This is a genomic window from Sphingobacterium psychroaquaticum, assembly GCF_004421025.1.
Taxonomy (GTDB): Bacteria; Bacteroidota; Bacteroidia; order Sphingobacteriales; family Sphingobacteriaceae; genus Sphingobacterium; species Sphingobacterium psychroaquaticum.
The window spans coordinates 3,819,246-3,844,026 of sequence record NZ_CP038029.1; the positions used below are offsets into that span (position 1 = coordinate 3,819,246).

General features: G+C 41.4%; 19 protein-coding genes. 9 read left to right on the forward strand and 10 right to left on the reverse strand.

Translation table 11 applies throughout. From position 1 onward, the window contains the following. Positions 1 to 27: 27 nt before the first annotated feature. From aat to E2P86_RS15750, 3 genes are read left to right on the forward strand one after another with little or no spacing between them, the layout of a single operon-like run. Positions 28 to 684 carry a leucyl/phenylalanyl-tRNA--protein transferase gene (gene aat, locus E2P86_RS15740; RefSeq protein WP_134433712.1) on the forward strand — a complete coding sequence of 219 codons (657 nt, stop codon included), beginning with the start codon at positions 28 to 30 and terminating at the stop codon, positions 682 to 684. Continuing rightward, positions 674 to 1,750: an aminotransferase class V-fold PLP-dependent enzyme gene (locus tag E2P86_RS15745; protein WP_134433713.1), complete on the forward strand. Its 1,077-nt coding sequence runs from the start codon at positions 674 to 676 to the stop codon at positions 1,748 to 1,750. The genes aat and E2P86_RS15745 overlap by 11 nt, the downstream gene beginning before the upstream one ends. A 10-nt stretch (positions 1,751 to 1,760) precedes the next feature. Then, complete coding sequence (locus E2P86_RS15750; RefSeq protein ID WP_134433714.1) at positions 1,761 to 2,405, forward strand: hypothetical protein; 645 nt, start codon at positions 1,761 to 1,763, stop codon at positions 2,403 to 2,405. 22 nt (positions 2,406 to 2,427) lie between these two features. On the opposite strand, the gene E2P86_RS15755 is transcribed toward E2P86_RS15750, so the two are convergent. From E2P86_RS15755 to E2P86_RS15775, 5 genes are read right to left on the reverse strand one after another with little or no spacing between them, the layout of a single operon-like run. Further along, positions 2,428 to 2,829 (reverse strand): hypothetical protein, encoded by a 402-nt coding sequence (locus E2P86_RS15755; protein WP_134433715.1) that lies wholly within the window; start codon positions 2,827 to 2,829, stop codon positions 2,428 to 2,430. A 54-nt stretch (positions 2,830 to 2,883) separates the two neighbouring features. Beyond that, complete coding sequence (locus E2P86_RS15760; protein WP_206367975.1) at positions 2,884 to 4,410, reverse strand: DUF5689 domain-containing protein; 1,527 nt, start codon at positions 4,408 to 4,410, stop codon at positions 2,884 to 2,886. 12 nt (positions 4,411 to 4,422) lie between these two features. After that, on the reverse strand, positions 4,423 to 5,952 hold the full coding sequence (locus tag E2P86_RS15765) for a SusD/RagB family nutrient-binding outer membrane lipoprotein (protein ID WP_085473152.1): 1,530 nt from the start codon (positions 5,950 to 5,952) through the stop codon (positions 4,423 to 4,425). A gap of 11 nt (positions 5,953 to 5,963) precedes the next feature. Continuing rightward, the gene (locus E2P86_RS15770) at positions 5,964 to 9,194 is read right to left on the reverse strand and encodes a SusC/RagA family TonB-linked outer membrane protein (protein ID WP_134433716.1); all 3,231 of its coding nucleotides are present in this window, start codon (positions 9,192 to 9,194) and stop codon (positions 5,964 to 5,966) included. Between the two features lie 23 nt (positions 9,195 to 9,217). Beyond that, positions 9,218 to 10,366, reverse strand: a complete 1,149-nt coding sequence (locus E2P86_RS15775) for an Sb-PDE family phosphodiesterase (RefSeq protein WP_085473154.1) — start codon at positions 10,364 to 10,366, stop codon at positions 9,218 to 9,220. 385 nt (positions 10,367 to 10,751) lie between these two features. On the opposite strand from E2P86_RS15775, the gene hemA reads away from it, so the two are divergent. The 4 genes from hemA (at position 10,752) to hemL (ending at position 16,065) form a co-directional block, all read left to right on the forward strand. Beyond that, positions 10,752 to 11,993 carry a glutamyl-tRNA reductase gene (gene hemA / locus E2P86_RS15780; protein ID WP_085473155.1) on the forward strand — a complete coding sequence of 414 codons (1,242 nt, stop codon included), beginning with the start codon at positions 10,752 to 10,754 and terminating at the stop codon, positions 11,991 to 11,993. Positions 11,994 to 12,099: 106 nt separating this feature from the next. After that, positions 12,100 to 13,689, forward strand: coding sequence for a hydroxymethylbilane synthase (gene hemC / locus E2P86_RS15785; RefSeq protein WP_085473156.1), 1,590 nt, complete (start codon positions 12,100 to 12,102; stop codon positions 13,687 to 13,689). A gap of 54 nt (positions 13,690 to 13,743) precedes the next feature. Continuing rightward, positions 13,744 to 14,718 carry a porphobilinogen synthase gene (gene hemB / locus E2P86_RS15790; RefSeq protein ID WP_085473385.1) on the forward strand — a complete coding sequence of 325 codons (975 nt, stop codon included), beginning with the start codon at positions 13,744 to 13,746 and terminating at the stop codon, positions 14,716 to 14,718. 33 nt (positions 14,719 to 14,751) lie between these two features. Next, complete coding sequence (gene hemL / locus E2P86_RS15795; protein ID WP_206367976.1) at positions 14,752 to 16,065, forward strand: glutamate-1-semialdehyde 2,1-aminomutase; 1,314 nt, start codon at positions 14,752 to 14,754, stop codon at positions 16,063 to 16,065. A 50-nt stretch (positions 16,066 to 16,115) separates the two neighbouring features. Here hemL and argC read toward each other — a convergent pair whose 3' ends face one another. From argC to E2P86_RS15815, 4 genes are all read right to left on the reverse strand, one after another. After that, positions 16,116 to 17,138, reverse strand: coding sequence for an N-acetyl-gamma-glutamyl-phosphate reductase (gene argC / locus E2P86_RS15800; RefSeq protein WP_134433718.1), 1,023 nt, complete (start codon positions 17,136 to 17,138; stop codon positions 16,116 to 16,118). A 49-nt stretch (positions 17,139 to 17,187) separates the two neighbouring features. After that, positions 17,188 to 17,634: a GNAT family N-acetyltransferase gene (locus E2P86_RS15805; RefSeq protein ID WP_134433719.1), complete on the reverse strand. Its 447-nt coding sequence runs from the start codon at positions 17,632 to 17,634 to the stop codon at positions 17,188 to 17,190. Then, on the reverse strand, positions 17,634 to 18,821 hold the full coding sequence (argG, locus tag E2P86_RS15810) for an argininosuccinate synthase (RefSeq protein WP_085473160.1): 1,188 nt from the start codon (positions 18,819 to 18,821) through the stop codon (positions 17,634 to 17,636). The genes E2P86_RS15805 and argG overlap by 1 nt, the downstream gene beginning before the upstream one ends. 247 nt (positions 18,822 to 19,068) lie before the next feature. After that, complete coding sequence (locus E2P86_RS15815; protein WP_085473161.1) at positions 19,069 to 19,785, reverse strand: GNAT family N-acetyltransferase; 717 nt, start codon at positions 19,783 to 19,785, stop codon at positions 19,069 to 19,071. Between the two features lie 493 nt (positions 19,786 to 20,278). Here E2P86_RS15815 and E2P86_RS15820 point away from each other — a divergent pair, with 493 nt between their 5' ends. Further along, positions 20,279 to 20,524 (forward strand): hypothetical protein, encoded by a 246-nt coding sequence (locus E2P86_RS15820; RefSeq protein WP_085473162.1) that lies wholly within the window; start codon positions 20,279 to 20,281, stop codon positions 20,522 to 20,524. A 302-nt stretch (positions 20,525 to 20,826) separates the two neighbouring features. On the opposite strand, the gene E2P86_RS15825 is transcribed toward E2P86_RS15820, so the two are convergent. Then, a complete protein-coding gene (locus tag E2P86_RS15825; RefSeq protein ID WP_240775528.1) occupies positions 20,827 to 22,992 on the reverse strand; it encodes a S9 family peptidase in 2,166 nt (721 codons plus the stop codon). A gap of 163 nt (positions 22,993 to 23,155) precedes the next feature. Between E2P86_RS15825 and E2P86_RS15830 the strand changes: the two genes are divergently transcribed. Beyond that, the gene (locus E2P86_RS15830) at positions 23,156 to 24,775 is read left to right on the forward strand and encodes a S8 family peptidase (protein ID WP_085473163.1); all 1,620 of its coding nucleotides are present in this window, start codon (positions 23,156 to 23,158) and stop codon (positions 24,773 to 24,775) included. Positions 24,776 to 24,781 lie beyond the last annotated feature (6 nt).

Here is a 24,781-nt window from a genome sequence, read left to right on the forward strand (position 1 = left end):
TGTCTTGTTTCAACCCTATTTGTTATCATGCCATTTGCACTTGACGATCAGCTGATTTTCCCACACCCTTCTTTAGCCGATGAAGATGGACTTCTCGCTATCGGAGGTGATCTTTCCAGCCAACGCTTATTACTCGCCTACGAACACGCTATATTCCCTTGGTTTTCGGAAGACACTCCCATCCTTTGGTATGCGCCACATGAACGATTTGTTTTGAAACCCGCACAACTGAAAGTATCCAAGAGTATGCGTCAGTTTATGCGAAACACCAAACTATCGGTGCGAAAGAACACGAATTTTGCCGCTGTAATACAGCATTGCGCTACTGTGACTCGTTCGGGGCAAGATGGCACTTGGATCACAGCGGATATGCAAAAGGCCTACATACAGTTACACCACCAAGGCATTGCTCATAGCATAGAAACATACGATGAAAATAATAAGCTTGTCGGCGGTCTCTATGGGGTTAAGATAGGTCGTGTTTTTTGTGGGGAGAGCATGTTTGCTAAACAAAGTAATGCCTCCAAACTCGCTTTCATTTATCTCTGTCAACAACAAAGTATCGATATCATAGACTGTCAAGTATATACCGAACATCTCGCTTCACTAGGGGCGGGGTTTATTTCGGGAGAAACCTATTACGAGATCCTGCAACAACAAAAAACAAACGACCATGCCCTTTAAAACACATTTTGATATCCCTGATCATCTGATTTACATCAACACGCCAGGCAACGGGCTCATGCCAAGGAGTCACTATCATTGGCGATCGGAAAGAGAAGCATCCTTTTTTGCTCCTGAGGGTAATCTCCGGGACTTGCAGCCTCAATTTATCCAACATGTGCGTCAAGATATTGCGGCATGCTTCGGAACGGATTCAAAACGTGTTTATTGCACGCCGAATTTTTCGTTCGGTTTCAATGTTTTGTTGGAAGGACTACCCAAGAATAGCCGATTTTTAATCATTGAGGGTGATTACCCTTCCTTGAACTATCCCATCATAAGTAGAGGTTTTGCTTACCAAACAGTGGAAATAAGCGAACGGATAGAGGAAGATCTCTGGCATAAAATAGAAACAGATGCGCCCGACGTATTAGCCATCAGCATGGTCCAGTATATAAGTGGCTTAAAGATTGACCTCTCCTTTATCAAAAAACTAAAGGCAGCTTTTCCAAACCTATTGATTATAGGGGATGGCACACAGTTTATTGGTACTGAACCCTTCGACTTCGATAGTTCAGGATTTGATGCCGTAGGTACTAGTGGATACAAATGGCTCATGGCAGGTTTTGGAAATGGCTTTATTATGCTCAGCTCCGCGATGGAAGATACCATCTACCAAGACGCAAAAAAGAAACAAAGACCACAGGAAACGATGTGGATAAATAAAACCATACTACATACTTATTTTGAACCCGGACACCAAGATACGCTCAGTCATGGCACGTTGCAGCAATCATTATTATTCTTACAACGATTAGGTTTACAGCACGTAAAGACACACCTAGATCCCTTACGTGCGCATGCATATGGTTTATTTAAAGAACGACAGTTGTTGCTTCCCATCGCGGCGAACAGAGACATAAAGTCATCCATCATTAATTTGCAAATAAACCCCGACCTATATCCAAAATTAATAGAAAAAGGTGTATGTTGCTTTCCGCGCGGAACCGGGATTCGCATAGGTCTTCATCTATATAACGACACGACAGATATCGATCGATTAATACACATTGTTGATCATCTATAACATAAAGAACATGACATATAAAATAGGAGATTTAGTTCGTTTTGTTGACGAACCTATTGAAGGACACATCACCTCCTTCCAAGCTAATAATATCGTTGGCGTGACAGACGAAACGGGCTTCGAGATTCCTGTACCTCAGAATAAAATAACCTTGGTACATGGCAACATGAAGCGTGAAGACGATGATTTGGTGCGTACACCAACCCCCAATGCTCCATTCATCGAACGAGGCATCTTTCTCGCTATTGAGGGCGAACAAAAAGAAGGGTTAGCAAAATTCTTTATCGTAAACCGTACGTCATATGATATTTTGGTAAGCCTCTCCGAAATCTCCGGGACCAAACGGACCGGTCTTTTTGCGGAGAAGATAATGCGTAAAGATTTTGTTCAGGTTTACTCGGCAAACTTTAGCAACTTGGGTAAATGGCCAACCTTCCAAATTCAAATCATAAAACACAGTAAGCACCCACACCAGCCAACTGCCCCCATCGATAAGGAGTACCGTGTTAAACCGTTGGATTTAGTCAATTCCAAAGAATTAGACGAAATAATGAACAGTAAAGTCTGGTTGTTTGAATTGGACAAACCCGAGGAGAATATCGGTCTGGATAAATTGAAAGATCATTTCATCTCCCACAGACCAAGTAAAAAATAAATGAGAGGCCTAGGCCTCTCATTTATTTGGTATCTGCATCTATTTTCTTGACGCTAAAAACAAGGATGAGCGCACCTATAAACAATACAATCCATCCCCATTTTAGGTGCAGGGTCTTTGATAGTAAACCATCCACGAACTTCATCCCAAAATAGTTGTTTATTTTAAAGTATACTGCAACGAATCCCAGTACACACCAAGCTAGATAAAAACGAGTCAACCATCGAAAGACCGAAACCTTTCGCAGAAAAAAAGCCAACATACATAAACCCAGTATACCATTCGTTATAAAAAATAGACTCACATCCGTTTGATACAAATTCCAGTTGCCTTTTATGGGCACCCTAAGAAAAGGTGAAAAAACAGGTGCTAACACGGAAATAATCATCCCGACTATTGCCAAGGGTTTACGAAGTATATACATAGGACTAAAATTATATGCAAATGTTGGAAATTTTACGGATTTGCAAAAGAACTATTAATACACAAGTTTAGTCACAAAATTAGGATCTTCAATTTCCGTCAATTTAGATTCCTTTTCTAAGATCGGAGCATACTTTGAGCGCGCTTTTGTCCATCGGCCTAAAGTCATATTAAACTCACCACCAAGTATATAGAAAAACCCTGCATCTGAAGGTGTATTATAAGTCAAAGCGGTCGTATTCGTACCACTTCTATAAAACGGTTGTTCTTCTAGGGTGATCGGATTAATCACATCATAAAAATCATTGTTTGCGATTTTATACCCGTAACCATTTCCAAACAGTGTACCGCCAGTTCCCACGAACATTACATCTTCAGGAACTGAATTAGCATCAATTTTCGTCCCCTGAAATATCGATATACCATACGCATTACCACTATTAGCTAATAAATTGGTTGTTTTTGTTCCTACGCCATCAAAACCATCTCTCGTATTATACGCATAAGCCGTAATCCAATTTGCATCTGCAATACTGGTAGACCCTGTACTCATAATCAACTTACCTGTTCCTCCCACATAGAAAAACTCCCCCTTCTTCGCTACCCCCGTAGTCAGATTAAACTTATAGGTCCGCAAACCACCTGTTGCCCAACCTTTAGCGGGATAACCAATAGGTGTAGAAGCGCCTGCATTATTCGTGGTAATTACTGCATAAGGTGTTTTCGAAAAATCTATATCTTCGGTCGCCATAAACTGCATATACTCATAGTTAGCGTCCGTTCCTCGCGGATCATTAGACCATCCTGTAATAATCACCTTCGGAATATTATAAACAGATTTAAGCTCCACAATATCACTTGCAACACGTGGCTTTAAATAAGGCACTAAACTATCTCCCTGTACCTTATTCAGTATTAATCCATAATAGTTACCCATACGGTATAATGCTTTGTCAGCAAAATTCGCCGTTGGTTCCGTTCGCAGCAAAAGGTTACCAAACCCATCGTTTAGCTGCCAATCACCCGCCAATTTTGCACCTGTTTCTGGGATGGGGTTAAAACCACCCTTCACCACAACAGTCATTGTGCTTTCATAGGCGTTTGGATTTGCAAGCACCTGCGCTACATTGACTTTTTGGTACGCCACAGGAAGTCCTCGTGACACCCGTTGAATCTTACTTCCAGAAATATTACTCAACTGAAGGATACCTTCTACACGATCCAACATCGCCCCTTTGATATCGACTAGGATCGAATCTCCTGGCAAATAATCTTTTGCTTCCGAGCCTAAGTTTAATGCCAAGCCGCGCAAGAATCCTAATCGACGTGCGTCTTGAACGAACACCAAATGCTCTGGAATATTGCCACCGCTATGGTCAGAAGTAACAAGCACCGCTAATTTACTCGAGCCATCTAAATTCGATTCATTAAGCTCCACCGCTGCATTTTTATAAATATTTCGTACATCATATGTACCGATAAATGGACTGATCTCCCCGCCAGGGTAATTACCTTCACTACACCCCCACAAAAGTAAAGCTGCACCAATGGCGATCATTAATTTTTGTATGTTATTCATCATGATTACTCTTTTTTAAGGCTTCTGCCACCAAACTTTAGTATTAATTTCATCAGCACCCTGTTGTTGTACCGCCAGCTTGTAATTTGTTGGATTAGAAGACTGCACATAAAGTGGATACTGCATACGAGCCGGCATCTCGCCGTTATTTTTCAGACCGGCACCTTTAGGCAATACCGGGTAGCCTGTACGTCGATACTCATACCACTGCTGCATATCCACTAAGAACAGTGCAAAGTATTTGAGCAAATGGATCTGCTCCAACTGTTCTTCAAAGGAGCCATCGGTTTTCCATTCGCGATCTGATGCCATCAGGTGATCCTTTATATTGTCCGCCCAGGTAGGTGTCCAAAGTTTGATATCGTTTTCCGCTCCGCTATAAAAAAATGATTCCGCCGTCCCATTGGTGATCCATCCTCGCAAGGCAGCTTCCGCTTTTATAAACTGAACCTCCGAAAAATTCATCAAAATACCGGTCATCGGATCCGTCTGCAATGTATTTCCAGTACCACTATTCTGATCGCTGGAGAAAAAGTAAGACATCTTACTATAGTCTTCCGAAACCGCAGCATAACCACTAGGCACGCCAACAAAATCTCCACCGTAGGTAGCAATTCCCCATCTGTTGGTACCATTCTTACCGTAAAGTGGGATATTAATACGAGGATCGTTCGTATCGCGCAAATAGTCAATAAAAAAGCTACAGATTGCCGTTGCTCTAAAATCTTGAACCCGCGTACCTGCATAAGGCGAAACATAAGCACCCAATCCTGTCCATTTTAGAATCGCACTATCATCATTGCTGGTCATAATAGGGTAAACACTCGTATTCGTTTGTAAAATTTCCTGAATCTTTGGAATAACATAGGCCTTTACCTCCTCCTTATGCGAAGCCCGCAATAGGTGACGTAAAAACAAAGAATTACCAAGCTTTCTCCATTTTGTCAAGTCACCAGCAAATAAAGGATCTGCCGTTCCTTCAATAGCGGTAGCTCCTGTTCTCAAAAGTGTATTCGCTGAATCCAGCATTTTAAACATCCCCATATACACATCCTGTTGACGGTCAAATTTTGGTTCTAAGATGAGTGAATCCCGGCCCAAATTAGATTCTGTAAATGGAACATCCCCATAAGTATCTGTCAATACACCATATGAATAGGCTTGCATGATCAATGAAATCGCTTGGTATGAACGGCTAAAATTAATCTCGTTCAACGCTTTTGCATACATATCTTTGTAGTTCGACAACTGCGAAAAATGTCCATTCCATGTATGATCAGACCAGCTTCTGCGAAAGTCGTAACGGAACACTTTTCCATCACTATCGCCCAGTGATACGGTCACTTGCATCAGCTCATTATTGAAAGAACGGTTACGAGACATGTTGTTGCTAATGGTATTAATTAGCGCGTTTGCCAAAAACTGTTGCGGATAAGCTTCCGTAGTTTTGGTCGGATCGGTATTCAACTCTTCAAATCCTTTGTCACAGGATTGCAGACCAATCAAGCTCAAAAGAGCAGTATATAATAAATATTTTAAGTTCATGATGACGCAATTTAGAAACCAACAATAAGATTAAAACCGAAAGTCCGGGTAGAAGGGAATTGAGCAATTTCAAATCCTTTAACGATATCGGAACCACTAATTGTCCCGAACTCAGGATCAAATGCAGGCCACTTCGACCAGATAAATAAGTCTCGCCCATAGAGTCCAACAGTAGCTTTTTGGAGTCTCAGTGAACTCAGCATCGATTTAGGCAACGTATAATCAAGGCGTACCTCCCTCAGTTTTATAAAATCTGTTTTGTAGGTACTTCCTTCGGCGTTGTCTCCCCCATAATGCGAACGATAGTATTCATCTATATTTTTTGCTATCACATCATTTTTACGGAAGGTACCGTCTCCGTTAGCTAAGACGCCATTACCTATGATACCACTGTAACGACCGGGCAATGTATTGGTGGTCTTCCCTTGTTCAGCTAGTTTATAGTGCGTTAATGAGTGCGCTACTGCTCCCCACTGACCATCGAACAATACATTTAGGCGAATATTCTTGTAGGTAAAAGCATTCCCGATACTCGCTTTTCCTTTCGGGATCGTATTTCCCAGATAGACCACATCGGAGGTCAACAGTGCGTTCCCTGTATTGGGATCATAGATAACCTGTCCATCAGGTGCTCGCTGATAGCCAATACCATACAAGTCTCCCATACTTCCGCCCTCAAAGGCAACGAGTTGTCCATTCCCCACTGAACGTTGTTGCAGCACAAGCGAACTATCTGCTAATTCCACAATCTTGTTCTTATTGGAAGTGAACGTCAGACTGGATGTCCAATTAAAGCCACCTTTTTTGACTATATTTTTGGTATTCAATGCCACCTCAACGCCTGAATTACTTACCTCCCCAATATTCATCAAGTAATTTCTATTTCCAGAAGCAGCATCGATTACACGATACAAGTGTTGATTATAGGTATTGCCTTTGTATAGCGCTAAATCTACGTGAATACGACTTTTGAACAAGCGCACATCTAGACCACCTTCAATAGAACGTGTACGTAAAGGTTCAATATATGGATTCACTAAAGTCGACGGGTTGGCTAAACCACCAGGCAACAGACTGTTCGGATTCGTGAATGAAAATTGGGTCTGATAAGGACGCTGTACACCAGAACCTACGTTGGCATAGGAAGCACGAACTTTTGCAAAGTTGATTGCTTTTGGTAATTTAAACACTTCAGAAAACACAAAACTACCATTTACCGAAGGGTAAAAGAACCCTTTTGCTTTATCCGGATATCCCGGAGCCGCCAACGTACTGGTCCAATCCATACGTCCCGTTACATCCATAAAGAGAAAGTCTTTGTAACCTGCCGTAAATAATCCGTAAAAACTATTTACTTCTAAATTTTCGAGCCCTTTAGAAAATTTGGTTCCATACTTATTGTTGTTATGATTATAGACACCTGGGAACGTTAAACCATCGGAAAACAAGCTTTCGATTCGGTACTCATTCTGACGTGTACTTCCTCCAACGATAGCAGACAAATCCCACGTTTTATTAATCTTCTCCGCGTATTTCAGCAAGAAGTCGGCGTTTGTCTCTTTGGAAAAGATTTCCTGCGTCCGGTGTGAACCTTCATTTAGCTTAGAACCGGCATCGTACGGCCTATTTTGCGTTCTATTTTCGGCAGAAAAGTCTAACGAAGCGCGCAATTGCGCGGAGAATTTCTTATTGAATTGATAAGAAGCCTGCGCATTTCCTGTAAATGTATTTCGGTTATTCGAATTTATAAACTCGTAAGAAACGGCATAAGGGTTCTCCGGATAGGTACTAAAAGGATATTGAATCTTTAAATTCTCTTTCCCCTTTACCCAGTAATCCCGCAACCAATTGTAATCCGCATTCGGTTGCCAGAAAATATACCAATACATAATCGACTGGTTACCATACCCCGCTCCTGGCAGGTTATCAGACCAACGGTTATTATAATTCACCTTCGCGGAAATTGACAGTTTATCGCTCACTTTAGAGTTTACCGACAAAGCGAACGTGTTTTTCTTATACCCGGAGTTCGGAACAATCCATGAATTTTGAACATTCGTAGCCGAGAATCGAGCTGTTGTGCGCTCTGTACTACCGTCAATAGTCACCGAATTTGTAAAGGTTTTACCGACGTCCCAAAAATCATTGATATTATCGTACGCACGCCACGGTGTCCTTTCTTTCCCGACAGACTGTGTCAGCGGATTATATTGAAAGAAATTTTGTCCGTCAAACCGAGGACCATAAGCCGAACTTGTGCCGCTGGTACTTCCACCGTCCGCAGAAGAGCCAAAAGAATAATGTGCCGCACCATCCAATCCTTGACCATACTCATATTGCAGATCCGGCGAACTATTTAACGTTTGAAATGCGGTATTCGAGTTCAACGTGATACCGAGCCCCTTATCTTTCTTAGCTCCCGCCTTTGTGGTAATAATAATCGCACCGTTGGCACCTCTTTCTCCATACAAGGCGGCGGCACCAGGCCCTTTTAATACCGTTACATTTTCGATATCTTCTGGATTAATATCATCCATGCTTGAACCATAATCCACCGGCATATTGTCTGACCCGGTACCATAAACATTGTCCGAAGCATTCGCCGAACGGCGACCAGACCCACTGTTTATAACAACTCCATCCACCACGATCAGTGCTTCGTTTTCGCCGGTTAAGTTGTTTTCCCCACGCAGGATAATCTTTGTACCTCCAACAGGGCCCGCATTCGAACGCATCAGGTTCAGACCGGCAACTTTACCGGATAGCGCATCCATCCAGTTATTAGACAAAGCGTTCGTGAGGTCTTCACCTTTCACCGTTGTTGTCGCATAACCTAATGCTTTCTCCTCGCGCTTGATTCCCAATGCTGTCACCACAACCTCTTCAATCTCCGTATCGATTGCTTTTAGGCTAATTGTTTCCTGTGCTTTGCTGACACGAAGCGTACGACGGTCATAGCCGACCATATTAAAGATTAAGGAGGTGCCCTTGACAACACTTTGCGAAAACAAACCAGCCGCATCAGTCACGCCAATAACTTTATTATGGACAAGGACGCTCACCCCTTCCATTGGTGCTCCTGTCGCTTGATCGACAACCTTAACACGCACGTGAATAAGTTCCTGATTAACCGTAGGGAATGCCGAAACATCCCTAAAGTGGCCTGTAGCATGCACATTAAATGCACAGCCCATTGACAAAACAAGGCCAATTTTGGACAAGCCTAAATAAAATTTAGTCATTTGCTTTAAGTAAAATATTGAGTTTAGTTTAGTTGAAAGTCTACAGTAAGATGCTGGTCACTGCGCACATACGCGGTAATAACATCATAAGAAATAGAACGCTGTCCTGTAGGAACAGTAATAATCTGCGTGGATCCAGGGTATAAAACAACATTTTTAGTCCCTTTACCTTTCTTCAACACAAGTTCGAAGTGTAAATCACTGGTATTTTTAAGCTCATAGTAACGCGTAACCGCACCTTTACTGTTCTCTTTTTCATGAAAAGCCGGCGTCAATTGCACACATGATTCAAAAAGATCCCGTACATGCTCCTCCTTTCCGAATAAGTATTTGCTCGACCATGCCACTGTACGTCCTGCCTCTAATGCTTCTCTTATTCCAGAAGTAGATCGTTCTTTGGCCATAACCAACGTCATCGTACGGTGAATTCCCTTCTGTTCGATATCATACTCGTGGGCAATAAGATTATGGATATCTGTATTTCCAATGACAGTAAGATTCCTGTCCAAAGCCCAATCCAATGCTTTTCGATGAAAACCAAAACCATTTACCACTTCGATGCCATGCAATTGCTTGGCTTGATACATCTTTTCTACAAAGGGAATCCATTCATACGAACCGGGGATCTGCGTCTCCTTCCATCCTGGATGGTTCCAAAATATAAAGGCCTTCTGATCTGCTACAGCCTGAATTGCCTTTTCATCCAATGAATTATCTGTGCGATCGGTAACTAGATTTTTATCGTCTGTAATATATAAAGCATTGAAATGCCCCGGAGGCGTGTTTCTCGTAACCTCAGTACCTTTTATTAACAGAATATTATGCTCTGCAGCCAAATCTTTGGCCAAAGCATATGACCTCAGATTTCCTGGTTTTACATCCTCGTGGTGTGGCGTATATTCAACATGTTCTGTAAAAGAAATCGCATCAAGCCCTTCCTTCCACGCCTCTTGTACACGTACATTGGGCCAAACATGCCCGTCTGTAAAAACCGTATGCATGTGAAAATCACATTTTAGAACATGAAGTCCTTTAACACGAGGGATATCGATAATATTTCTCTTTTTAGCATATTTAAACGCATCTAAACGAATGACATCTGAATCAACTTGCGCGGAGGCCGTACAAACACAAAAACCGATGAGGGTTAAAAGAAAATTTACTTTATTCATGGTTGGATTAATAATGTGCTGCAAAACTATCCCAACTATATAAACTAGGTATTAACAAACCATTTCCAATTCCTTAAGAATTCCCACGGATCCGCAAACCAGATAACACTAGGTTTACATACGGAATCAAAAGATAAAAAAGACCGAAAACGAGGGTACAGCAAGGAAGCGAGTACGGATATATGATGGAACCGTAAAAAAAATAAATGATTGTTATCACATTCTCTTGTTAAACAAATTTACAACAACCTGATAAACAATATTATACGCAAAAAAACAGCTATTTATAATCGTTCTAAATTCATTCTATTGACAGATTTTTGACAGAACAACACACCTTTTAATCTACATTTGTATCGATAATATTATTGAGCAGGATAATACTTTGAAGAATTTAAAAGTTATAGCATTCACCCACAAGCATGTCGAGCTAAAAGACTTGGGCAATTTGGTTATCTGTAACGAGGAGTTAGAAGATCGGTTAGCCAGTCTAAAAACTACCTTAGATATACCTGAGATTTTTTACATCGCCACTTGTAACCGTGTCGAATTTGTGTTTCGTGGTGCTCATGAATTATCAGATGAGTTCATCGCAGAATTTATGCATAAGATGAACTTTTGCGTTCCAAGCGATCGCTTGCAGTGTTACCTCGGTCAAGTCACCCGCTATGAAGGGATGGATGCCTTGAATCACCTCTTCCGGATGTCTTGTTCTTTAGAAAGTTTAGTGGTCGGAGAAAAGGAGATCTTGGCACAAGTACGTCGCGCATATGAAAGATGTCGTGAATCTGGCTTTACAGGAGACTACCTTCGCATGATGATGGATCGCTTAGTAAAAACAGCTAAAGAAGTATATACCTATACCAACATTTCCAGAAACCCTATTTCTGTCGTTTCTTTAGCCTATCGCAAACTAAAGGAAACAAAGCTACCTGCAAATGCACGTGTTTTAGTTATCGGATCCGGCGAAACCAACCAAAACTTAGCCAAATACTTTAAGAAACAGCAGAATGCTAGTTTTGTGGTTTTCAATCGGACCCTAACAAATGCGCAAAAATTGGCGAAAGAATTGAATGCTGAAGCCTATCCTTTATCGGAACTAGGTCAATATAAAAAGGGATTTGATGTCATGATTGTTTGTACAGGATCTCCTGAAGCTATTATCGATGCCAATTTATATCGGATGTTACTCAATGGAGAAACCGACAAAAAAATTGTTGTCGATCTAGCTATTCCAAACGATATCGCCGAAGAGGTTCTCCAACAGTTCCCTATTCATTATATTGAGGTGAGCAGTCTGCAAGCTATTGCGGAGAAAAACAAGCAAGACCGTTATAATGAACTAGATAGCGCTGTAGCGATTATCGAACAAAACATCCAAGAATTCCTTCCACTATTAAAGCAACGCCGTGTCGAAGTGGCCATGCGCGAAGTACCAGAAAAAATCAAAGAAATAAAGTCTTTCGCACTAAACGAAGTATTTGCGCAAGACCTACAGGCGCTCGATCCACAAGCGCGCGAAGTGCTCGAAAAGGTTATTAATTACATGGAGAAAAAATACATTAAAGTCCCTATGTTAATGGCCAAAGAGATTCTGGTTAAAAACGCACAGACAGAAATTAACTAAGTCGCTCTTTCCCTAAAAATTTAGCCTAATTCTGACAATGATAGTCGGGATTGTATGACTATTTGGTTAAATTTGTGAGCATTTTCAACAGATAAATTATCTAATAGTGAACAGAAAACTTATAATTGGAACCAGAGGCAGTCAACTAGCCCTATGGCAAGCTAACTTTGTGAAAGATAGATTAGCCGAAATAGGTATAGAATCAGAGCTTAAAATAATAAAAACTCAAGGAGATATTATTCAGCACTTACGCTTGGATAAACTCGAAGGCAAGGGATTTTTTACCAAAGAGCTCGAAGAAGAATTACTCAGTTCACAAATAGACCTCGCTGTTCACTCGCATAAAGATTTACCTACTGTAAACCCTCCTGGATTAATTATCGCTTCGGTATCTGAGCGTGAAGACCCGGCGGAACTCCTGATCGTCCACAAAGACTGTGTAGACATCAAGAAACGTTTATCCTTGAAACATAATGCATCGGTTGGTACATCCTCTAACCGCCGTAAAGCGCAACTTTTATCGTTACGTCCTGACTTAGAGTTTACCGATTTACGCGGTAATCTACAGACCCGCATCCAGAAGTTACGCGATGAGCAGTATGATGCTATTATGTTGGCAAAAGCTGGAATTGCACGTATTGAGATGGATCTATCAGACTTTCATATCGAAGAGATTCCACCAATAGAAGTTGTACCAGCACCAGCACAAGGTGTTCTTGCCATCCAAATTAGGGAAAGTGATAGTGATCTCTTCGATATACTACAAAAAATAAATAACGCGGAGGTTGCCCAAACGATCGCTGTAGAACGAAAAGTTCTCAATATGTTTGATGCTGGTTGTCATGCACCATTGGGGTGTTACTGCCGCAAAACCAATGACGGTAAATATGAAGCATGGACATCCATTGCAGAAGATAACGAGGACTTCCCAGACCGCTATTACCTCCAATCGGAAACGACGGAAGGTATGGCAGAGAAGATATTTGCCAAGTATCAAAAAGATAGAAAACTTCCAAGTAGCGTGTTTATAACCCGCGACCTTGACGAGAACTCGTACTTAGGTCGATATTTAGCAAAGCATAACATCCAGGTGGATGCGCGTTCGTTGATACGCATCTATCCAACGATTAATAAATTGGACTCTTTTATCTTGAAGCGTGCTGATTGGATCTTTTTCAATAGTAAAAACGCGATCGACCATTTCTTCAAGTTGGAGCCATTAATCTTAAAAAAGACAAAAATTGCAGTTTTGGGTAGAGGTTCCGAAGATGCGCTTCGCAAATACGATCGCATAGCGGACTTCTCCGGTGATAATCTTGGAATCCGAACAGAAGATATCGCCAAGGAATTTGCAAAGCTAGTGGATGGCCAAACGGTATTTATTCCACGCGCAAAAGACTCCCTGATGTCGATCCAAAATGCATTGACAGAAAACACGCATGTCATTGATATGCCTATCTACGAAACTGTTTTAGAAGAAAACGTAGATAAGACCAACGCCGAAGTGTTGATCTTCACGAGTCCGAGTAATGTGGAAGCATATTTTCAAGAAAATTTAGTTGAACCCGATCAGAAAATCATATGTATCGGTTACTCTACAGCTAAAGCCATTGAAGCTATGGGATTATCGTACACATTACCGTTTACTCCTGATGAGATCGGTTTATCAGAAGCCGTATTTGGATTAGAATACTAAAGAATAAAATAAGGGGCTTCAATGCCCCTTTTAAATATTACAAATTTTCAAATCATGTTACAACGTCCCAGAAGAAATAGAAAATCAGCTGTTATTCGCGATATGGTCCAAGAAAACCACCTATCAGCAGCTCATTTAATATTCCCTTTGTTTATTGTCGAAGGCCAAAATCAAAAAACAGAAGTTTCATCCATGCCGGGTATCTTCCGTTACTCGATCGACAACCTATTGCGTGAAGTTGAAAGCTGTCTTAACTTAGGACTTCGTGCTTTCGATTTGTTCCCGAATATAGAAGATTCCTTAAAAGATAAGTACGCTACAATTAGCTACCAGCAAGGAAATCTGTATCTCCGTGCAATCGAAGAAGTAAAGAAAAATTTCCCTGAAGCTTGTGTCGTTACCGATGTAGCGATGGATCCTTACAGCTCAGATGGCCATGACGGTATTGTCGAAAATGGCGAGATCTTAAATGATGAAACTTTGGCAATCTTAGGTAAAATGGCCTTGGCACACGCGCAGGCAGGGGCTGATATCATCGCACCTTCTGACATGATGGATGGACGTATCGGCTATATTCGTGAAGTACTAGATCAAAATGGGTTTACGAATGTTTCTTTGATGTCTTATACCGCAAAGTATGCATCTGCTTTCTATGGACCATTCCGTGACGCCTTGAACTCAGCGCCAAAAGCTGGTGATAAAAAAAGCTACCAAATGAATCCGGCTAATTCCCGCGAAGCATTGATCGAAGCACAACTGGATATGGAAGAAGGTGCCGACTTCTTGATGGTTAAACCGGGCCTTCCGTATTTGGATATTATTAAATTATTGCATGATAATTTTGATTTACCAATTGCCGCTTATAATGTTTCGGGTGAATATGCCATGTTAAAAGCAGCCATACAAAATGGATGGCTTAACGAAGAACGGGCAATTATGGAAACATTATTAAGCTTCCGTCGCGCTGGTGCAACGTCCATCCTTACCTACCATGCAAAAGAAGTGCTAGAAAAAGGATGGTTGAAATAAGTTCAATAAATCGTAACATTCAATTTTAATATTATGTCAACAACCACTAAAGATATTTCACGTGAAAAGTCTGCCGAATTGTTCGAAAAGGCTAAACAATATTTCCCAGGCGGTGTAAACTCACCCGTACGAGCATTTAAATCGGTTTACGGTACACCTCTATTTATTGAGCGCGGTGATAAAGCACACCTGTGGGATGCCGATGGGAACGAATTTATCGACTTCTGTTGTTCTTGGGGGCCGTTAATCCTGGGGCATAACAACGACAATATTCGCGAAGCCGTAACCGCTCAATTAAGTAAAGGATTAAGCTTTGGTGCGCCAACACAACTTGAAAATAAATTAGCTGAGCTTATCCTTTCTAACAACAAGCATATAGAAAAGATCCGTTTTGTAAGCTCCGGAACAGAGGCCGTAATGTCCGCGATCCGCTTAGCGCGTGGTTACACGAAGCGAGATAAAATTGTAAAGTTTGAAGGATGCTACCATGGTCACTCCGATTCTTTATTGGTGAAAGCAGGGTCTGGATTAGTTACTTTTGGGGAAACCTCATCTGCAGGTGTTCCGCAAGCTTTTGCTGCAGAAACTATTGTTATTGCGTTGAATGATCGGGAGGCTTTACAAGAAGTGTTTAGCACCTACAAAGATGAGATTGCAGCGGTAATCATAGAAGGAATCCCAGCCAATAACGGTTTATTGATTCAAGATAAAGATTATGTACAGTACCTGCGTCAAATAACAAAAGACAATGGTGCGTTATTAATCTTTGATGAAGTAATTACGGGTTTCCGTTTAGGTTTTAATGGAGCGGCAACGTATTATGATATCCAACCCGATATCCTGACATATGGTAAAATTATTGGTGGCGGTATGCCTGTTGGTGCATATGGTGCTTCAAACGAGATCATGGCGCATATCTCGCCGGATGGCGGTGTATATCAGGCCGGCACCCTATCCGGAAACCCAGTGGCTATGGCCGCAGGTATTGCAGCACTTAGCATCTTAGCACAGCCGGGCTTCTACGAAAGACTGGAAGAAGTAACGACAGCCTTTGTGAACGAACTCCGTCAGTATATTCAAGAAAAAGGTTATGGCGTGAAAATATTCACCGTTGGTTCGATCTTTTGGTTTGCCTTTACCGATCAAGAACACATCAAAAGAGCAGATGAAATCGATCCTGCTTCAATGGAGAAATACAAGGTTATGCACCGCGCCTTGTTGAACAAGGGCATTTACTTCGGCCCATCGGGGTATGAGGTAGGTTTTATCTCCCATGCACATACAGCGGAAGATCTTGCTGTGTCAATAAAAGCAATCAAAGAGTCGCTAGATATTGTATATCAATAATCATAAAAAAACCGCTTCAAATGAAGCGGTTTTTTTATGATTATTACTCTTTAGAACCCCACACTTTTCAGGTTCAAGCCTGTGCGCTCGTCCAAGCCGAATAAGAGATTCATATTCTGTACCGCTTGCCCAGAGGCTCCTTTCAACAGGTTATCCGTCGCATTTAAGATCAACAGTTGATTACCATGTTTCTCCAAATGGATAATACTCTTATTGGTATTCACCACCTGTTTCAGGTCTATATTTTCGCGACTCACCCAGGTAAATGGATGTTCTCCGTAGTACGTTTCATACAGCGCATAAGCCTCCTCTTCTGTCAAGGCGCACTCCACATAGCTTGCGGAGAAAATACCACGGGCGAAATCACCACGTTGCGGAACAAAATGAATCTTTTCAGCTGCGCGTTCTAATAGCGATTTTTCTGAGGTCGGTAAGAAACCCACTTGCAGTTGATCTAATGACTCCGAAATTTCCTGCAAATGCTGGTGTTCAAAAGATTTATAGGCAGATAGATTATTGTTACGCCACGAGAAATGCGTTGTTGCGCTAGGTTTCTGCCCCGCTCCTGTTGAGCCTGTCGTCGCATTCACATGAACGTCCTTCGGTAATAATCCTTTTGCAGCCAACGGCAATAAAGCGAGTTGTATATTCGTTGCAAAACAACCTGGATTCGCAATATATTGTGCAGAGCGAATGGCTTCCCTATTGAGCTCCGGAAGGCCGTAGACAAAGGATTGTCCTTGATAGCTCACATTAGCACGTAGTCTATAGTCTTGCGACAAATCGATAATCTTAACAGATGAATCTACCGGATTATTATCTAAAAACTTACGTGCATCGCCATGCCCTACACACAAGAATAGAACATCGATATTACTGTGAAAATCAGCTGAGAATACAAGATCTGTATCACCAAACAGGTCATTATGAACCGCAGCTACGCTGTTCCCTGCATTAGAAGCAGAGTTTGCAAATACGATTTCTACCTGCGGGTGATAGATCAATACACGGAGTAATTCTCCGCCTGTATATCCTGCCGAACCAACAATACCAACTTTAATCTTGTTCTCCATTATAATTTGTTTATCGTTTAGCGTTCTACAAGCAGATGACTTAAATCTTTTAAATGCTTTTTTTAAAGAGCAAAAAATCAGTTCCTCTCTCCTGTAGTACAAAGCCCATCTTTAGATACAGCCCTTGCGCTACGCTATTATCAATCTGTGTTTCCAATTGAATTACATCCGTACCATCGGCCTTCGCAAATGCAATGGCACTATTGATCAGAGACTCTCCAATCCCCGTTTTCCTTGCCGTAGCAGCTACATACAAGTCATTTAAGATCCAACTCTTATGTGTCCTTACGGAAGAATAAGTAGGATATAACTGCGTAAAGCCAACAGCGCGATCATCTTGATATGCAATAAAAATGATTGACTCTTGGTTATTTAAACGGGAATCTAAAAAAAGTCGGGCACGCTCCAAATCACTAGCTTGTCCATAGAAAATGCGGTATGCATCAAAAAGAGGAACAATATCCGCTAGATCATCAATCGAAGCACGCCTTATCATTAACCTTTATCGTTTACTTTATGCCAAATAATCGTTTGGTTACCAAAGATCTTAGAGAAACCTTTTACGTCATCTCCAGTGTAACCTGCATTCATTTCTCCGTAAGTACCAAACTTATTCGACATTAAGTCATGTTCAGACTCAATTCCGATAACCACGAAGCGATGTGGGTGCAACTCAACGATTACGCGACCAGTCACTGTATCTTGTGATGAAGATAAGAAGGCTTCGATATCACGCATCACTGGATCGTGCATCTGTCCTTCATGCATCCAGTTTCCATAAAATGCTGCAATTTGATCTTTCCACGAAAGTTGCCATTTAGTTAGCGTATGCTTCTCTAAGGTATGGTGTGCTTTCACTAAAATAAGCGAAGCTGCGGCCTCAAAGCCCACACGTCCCTTAATTCCGATAATGGTATCACCTACGTGCATATCACGACCAATACCGTAAGGTTGAGCCAATGCCTGTAATTGCTGAATAACCGATACAGCACCAATCTTCTCTCCGTTCAACGCTACGGGTTCACCTTTTTCAAAATCAATCGTTATTTGACGTACTTCACTCGATGTTATGGGAGTAGGCCAAGCCGATTCTGGTAAGTATTGGTTCGATGTCAATGTCTCCGCACCACCAACGGAAGTACCCCATAAACCTTTATTGATAGAATATTTTGCTTTTTCTGCTGAATATTCTACCCCATGGCTGTTCAAGTATTCGATTTCCGCTTCACGCGACAATTTTAAATCACGAATCGGTGTAATAATCTCGACTCCAGGAATCAACGTATGGAAAATCATATCAAAACGCACTTGATCGTTTCCAGCTCCCGTTGAACCATGTGCTACACATTCAGCACCTATTTTCTTCGCATAGTTTGCGATGGCTGTTGCTTGACATACACGTTCTGCTGAAACAGAAAGTGGGTAGGTTGCGTTTTTCAAAACGTTTCCAAAAATCAAGTATTTAATCGTATCGCGGTAGTAATCTTCCGTTTCATCAATGGCTGTATGCGATTTCACACCTAGTTCATAGGCACGAGCTTCGATGGTTTTCAACTCTTCGTCAGAGAAACCACCGGTATTTACAACCACAGAATGTACTTCAAGACCTAAATCTTTCGTTAGATAGATACAACAAAAAGAGGTATCCAATCCTCCGCTAAACGCTAATACTACTTTCTTCATTTTTATTTGATTATAAATGCTCAATTAGAGCCTTTTAAACTTAGTTAAAGTTACAATTTCAATTTGGTTCACGGCGCAACCTTGCTGTGTTTTTTCGTTACTTTATCACCCTTCCTCCCCTGCTAGTGTGAGTTTTCAACTCGTGCTTCTGTCATACTAGGACACGAGCTACAAGCTCGCGCCAGTGGTAAGCGTCGCTTCGCTCCGCACAATGACGGAAGCCTTCCTACTAATTACTAACTCCCCTCTATATACCCTTTATCGACCCCGTACCCACAGGCAAAAGAGTCGCTATAAACTTCTTCGAAGAGCGAAACAACTTCGCTTCAATACGCTTCAGCAAGGATTGCTTTTTCACGATCCGATCTAAACGTTCTTTTGCCTCGGCTTTCCGTTGGATCTTTTCTTTTAACTCACGTTCTTTATCTTCCGGGTTCCATAGCATAGCAGTACACATACAGTTCTTCCGGTCTTTGCTCACCAAAATATCAAAGTTAACGCAAGACTGACAGCCCTTCCAAAACTCTTCATCTTGTGTCAGCTCCGAATAGGTTACAGGTTCGTACCCCAGGTCTGAGTTTATCTTCATAACAGCCAATCCCGTTGTTAAACCAAATATTTTGGCCTGTGGATACTTCTCTCTGGACAATTCAAAGACACGCTTTTTAATTGCTTTTGCCAACCCCACTTTACGAAATTCAGGATTTACGATCAGTCCCGAATTGGCGACATAATCCCCGTGACTCCAGGTTTCAATATACACAAAACCAGCCCATGTGCCATCCTTATGCAACGCTATAACGGCCTTTCCTTCCTCCATTTTGCGTGCTACATATTCTGGCTTACGACGTGCAATGCCCGTCCCCCGCGCTTTTGCGGATTCGAACATTTCATTACAAATAGTATCAGCGTACGCTACATGCGCTGATGTCGCTGGGATAATTAAGAAATCTGAAAGTGTCATCTAAGATGTCGACCTAAAAAATACCTGCACTTAACGTGCTAAAAAAACAATTAACAGATATAGAAATCATCGAGCTGGATGATTTATCAAGATGAGAATTTGCCTGCCTCCGAATCAAGCTCGAGGCAGAATAGGTCGTCGGAATCGTAAGATTGGACAATTGAATGACTGCAACGCATAGTAAAACCTCAACACCAACTTCGTGTGAAGCTGTTGCGAAATTTGACTATGTAGTGTTGAACGTTTCATTTTACTGTCTTATATAAATTCTTGACAAGGCAAAAGTAAAAAAATATTTTTTTCTTTTATGCAATACTATTGTAGTTTTTTTGAAAGATAAACATTCCTGTATTGTCCTTTTCATTAATATGATACTTTGACTCGACTTTTATTGGAAGGTTTAAAATCGAAAGCAATCATGTCATTCCGACGTCACGAATAGCCCATATTTTTATTATGGGCATAATTTCAATACTTTTGTAAAAAAAAGAAGATGGTAGGTCCGAGTATTATATTTTATATTTTCTTTGCAATCCCCTATATTTTTGTGATGTATTGGCTCGTCAAACAGGACAAAAAAAAATATGCGTGGGGTCTTATCGTTGTAACAGCCATCGCTATTATTGCGATTGTTGTATCACAAAAAGCAAGCAAGATTGCTGTAGAGAATTACAAACAGCATCAAATCGATTCCCGTGCAACAGAACAAGAGCATCAAGCGGACTCTACCGCGCACTAGATAAAAAAGGCCTTAACGCGGCAATCTTACGTTTCCAAAAGATTGCCGCGTCGTACCTCCTCGCAATGACGTTCTGAGGTCACTGTATGTGGCGGAGGCCTTAAATTAAAAACCTGGTCGACAAACCGTTAATATATAAAGTCCTTCTCTCTATTTTTAACCCCGAGAGATGGTGTCTCTACGCCCTATACCAGACTATTCCCCCTCTGGGTATCAAGCCCGCTCTACTTAAATACGTTGCACGATCTACTTCGTACTAACTACTCTCTACCAACTACTAACCACCAACTACTCTCTACCAACTACTTCTTAATACCTTCCAGCTTGAAAAGGAACGCATAATTAAGCGCGATATCTTTTAGATAATCAAAACGTCCAGAAGCACCTCCATGCCCATAATCCATATCAGTTTTCAAGAGAACAACATTGTTCCCCTTCTTCATCACCCTTAGTTTCGCCACCCACTTGGCCGGTTCGAAATACTGCACCTGACTGTCATGAAGCCCGGTCGTAACCAACAAATTTGGATACGCCTTTGCTTCAATGTTTTCATATGGGGAATATGATTTCATATACATGTAGGCCTCTTTATTATTTGGATTTCCCCATTCATCATATTCGTTCGTTGTCAAGGGGATCGTTTCATCCAACATCGTGTTTACCACATCCACAAACGGCACTTGCGCAATTACTCCATTCCATAACTCGGGGGCCATATTGATAACAGCTCCCATCAACAAACCACCTGCACTTCCACCTTGTGCGTAAAGGTGTGCCGAACTCGTATACTTTTGATCTATAAGAAATTTTCCACAGTCAATAAAATCAGAAAATGTATTTTTCTTCTTTAGCATTTTACCATCCTCATACCACTGTCGCCCCATCTCCTCTCCGCCGCGAATATGCGCAATCGCATAAGCAAAACCACGGTCCAACAAGCTTAGTCTAGAAGAATTAAATGTTGGATCCATAGACATACCGTATGAACCATATGCATACAACAACACCGGTGCTTGTCCATTTTTCTTAAAACCTTTTTTGTAAACTATCGATATGGGTACTTTCGTTCCATCGGTTGCCGTTGCAAAAAGACGTTCTGTTACATAGGCCGATTTATCATATCCCCCTAACACCTCAAGTTGTTTTTTCAGTTCTTTATTTTTGGTCTTCATGTTATAGTCATACGTCGAAGAAGGCGTAATCAGTGAACTGTATCCATAGCGAAGAACATCCGTATTGTATTCAACATTCGTACTGGAAGAAACCGTATATGTTTCCTCATCAAATGTCAAATAATGTTTATTATTATCGCGTAAAGACTGTACAAACAATTGCGTAAGACCATTTTTACGCTCCGATACGACTAAAAAATCTTTAAATTCATCCAAGCTTGACACCAACACATCTTTACGATGTCCTATAAACTCCTTCCAGTTCGCTTTTGTCGTCTTATCCAACGGCGTTTCCATTACCTTAAAATTCAATGCTCCTTCATCGTTGGTTAACACCAAGAAACGATCTTCTAGTGCCGTAACGGAATACAACACATCTTTTATCCGTGGTTGAAATGATTTAAACGCTCCATTGGGTTGGTTTGCGTCTAGAATAAACACTTCCGAAGACAATGTTCCCATCGAAGTAATCAGAATAAACTTCCCATTCTTAGATTTCTCTACGCCAATATAATTGGTGTTATCCTTTTCATCATACACAACCACATCACTTTTACCATCTGTTCCTAACGTATGTCTTTTTATTTTTTCACTCAATAGCGTTACTGGATTTTTAGCGGTGTAGAACAGCGTCTTATTATCGTTCGCCCATACAGCGTCTCCTTCAGTCCGTGCCACCCGATCTTTTAATATTTCTCCCGTCTCCAAGTTCTTTACGTGAAGTACATATTCACGTCGGGAGACAGTATCTACCCCATATGCCAAAAGCTTATTGTCTGGGCTTACGGAAAAACCACCGACCGCATAATACGGAAAACCTTCTGCTAAAGCATCGATATCTAACAACACCTCTTCTGGTGCATTCAGATTACCCTTTTTGCGACATAACTTATAATATTGCTTCCCTTCTTCGGTACGACGATAATAATAATATCCGTTCTCCAAGTAAGGCACAGATTCATCCTTCTCTTTAATCCGTGCTTTCATCTCATCAAACAGCTTCCCCTGAAACGGTTCGGTATCTTTAAGCATGGCGGCTGTATACGCATTCTCTGCTTCCAAGTATTGAATAACCTTATTCGAATCAGGTCCTTTCTTAAAATAATCATTCATCCAGAAATAGTTATCCTGAACGGTATCACCATGAATAATCCGTTTAAAGGCTTTCGCCTCTGCCAGCGGCGCAGTCGCCGATGGCCATTCCACTGTATCACGTTGCTCTTGCGATGAGCAAGAACTCAAAATAGCTCCCATAAGTAATATTATTGTATAGTCTTTCGTTCTCATTGTACGCATATATAAAATAGGTTAATAGACCATAAACTTAACAAAAGTTAGGCGTACATGCAACAAGGCTTACTTTCCGGTCGGTTTCAAAAATATTACCTCGTTTAATAAAAGCAAACATATTACATGTAAGTAAAAATATCTAAGTTTGTTAACACATTAACAAAGAACTATGACTAAAACAATAAGATGGTGTGCCCTACTTGGCATAGGCATACTCCCATATTTTGGATTCGCACAAACGAAAACCGAGAACCCTGCAAATTGGTATAACCTAGACCTCAAGAAGGATGGGATTATGGGGATCAGTACCGAAAAAGCATATGAGCTTCTGAAAGGACGTAAGTCGACTCCTGTTATCGTTGGCGTGTTGGATGGTGGAGTAGATTACAAGCATGAAGACCTGAAGGATGTCATGTGGGTAAACAGCGGCGAGAAAGCGGGCAATAAAGTAGACGATGATGGCAATGGATATATTGATGACATCCATGGCTGGAATTTCTTAGGCAATGCCAACGGCGAGAATGTACAATACGACAACCTCGAAATGACCCGGTTAATTCGCATTTATGAACCGAAGTATATATCGGTTCTTCCTTCCACCCCATTGACCGAAGCCGAACGCAGAGAATTTGTTGCCTATCAACGTATGATTGGCGCTTATACAACAAAACTAGATGAAGCAAATTTCGGTAATCTAAACTACAGCAACCTTAAAAAGGAAGTAGATATCATGATTAAAGCAATTGGCAAAGAACCTGCGTCGATCACAAAAGCGGATATCGAGGGCTACAATGCCGTCTCCGACCGTCAGAAAATGGCGGCACGGATGGCTAAGCGTGAACTGGACAATACAACTTTCGAGAAATTCTACAAAGATCTGGAGGAAGGTGTTAAATACTTCAGTAGTCAGGCGGAATACCATCTCAATAAGAAATATGACTCACGCCCTATCGTGGGCGATAACTATGAGGATGCTTCAGAACGATTCTATGGCAACCCGGATATCAAAGGGCCCGATGCAGATCATGGAACACACGTCGCAGGGATTATCGGCGCTAAGCGCAATAATGGTATTGGCATCGATGGCGTAGCGAACAATGTGCAAATTATGGGAGTACGCTTAGTTCCAGATGGCGATGAACGGGATAAAGATGTAGCAAATGGTATTCGTTACGCGGTCGATAATGGCGCTAAGGTGATTAACATGAGTTTCGGCAAAGGTTATGTATATAACAAAAAAACGGTAGATGATGCTGTTCGTTATGCGGAAGAGCATGATGTACTACTGGTGCACGCCGCAGGAAATGACGCAAAAGACAATGACATCGTTAAGAATTACCCAACGAAATATTACACGGATAGCTTAGAAGCCGTCTTAGGCGAAGCGAGCAATTGGATTACCGTGGGAGCAACCTCTTCACTTGTGAATGATGAGCTGCTAGCAAGCTTCTCTAATTTCGGCTATCGTTCTGTAGATGTCTTTGCTCCGGGAGTAAAGATCAACTCAACGATGCCAGAATCTACGTATAAAGAGCAAGATGGCACCAGTATGGCCGCTCCTGTTGTCTCCGGCTTAGCCGCTGTTCTTCGCTCCTATTACCCAACATTGTCTGCAAAAGAAGTGAAAGACATTATCATCAAATCGGTGACTAAAGTTGATCAAAAAGTTAAAATAAAGGTGGATGGATCAAACAAAAAAGTGTACCTAGACGAGATCTCTGTATCTGGTGGTATCGCAAATTTGTATAATGCCATTGTCGAGGCTGATAAGTTGCTTAACAAGAAGTAAGCGCCA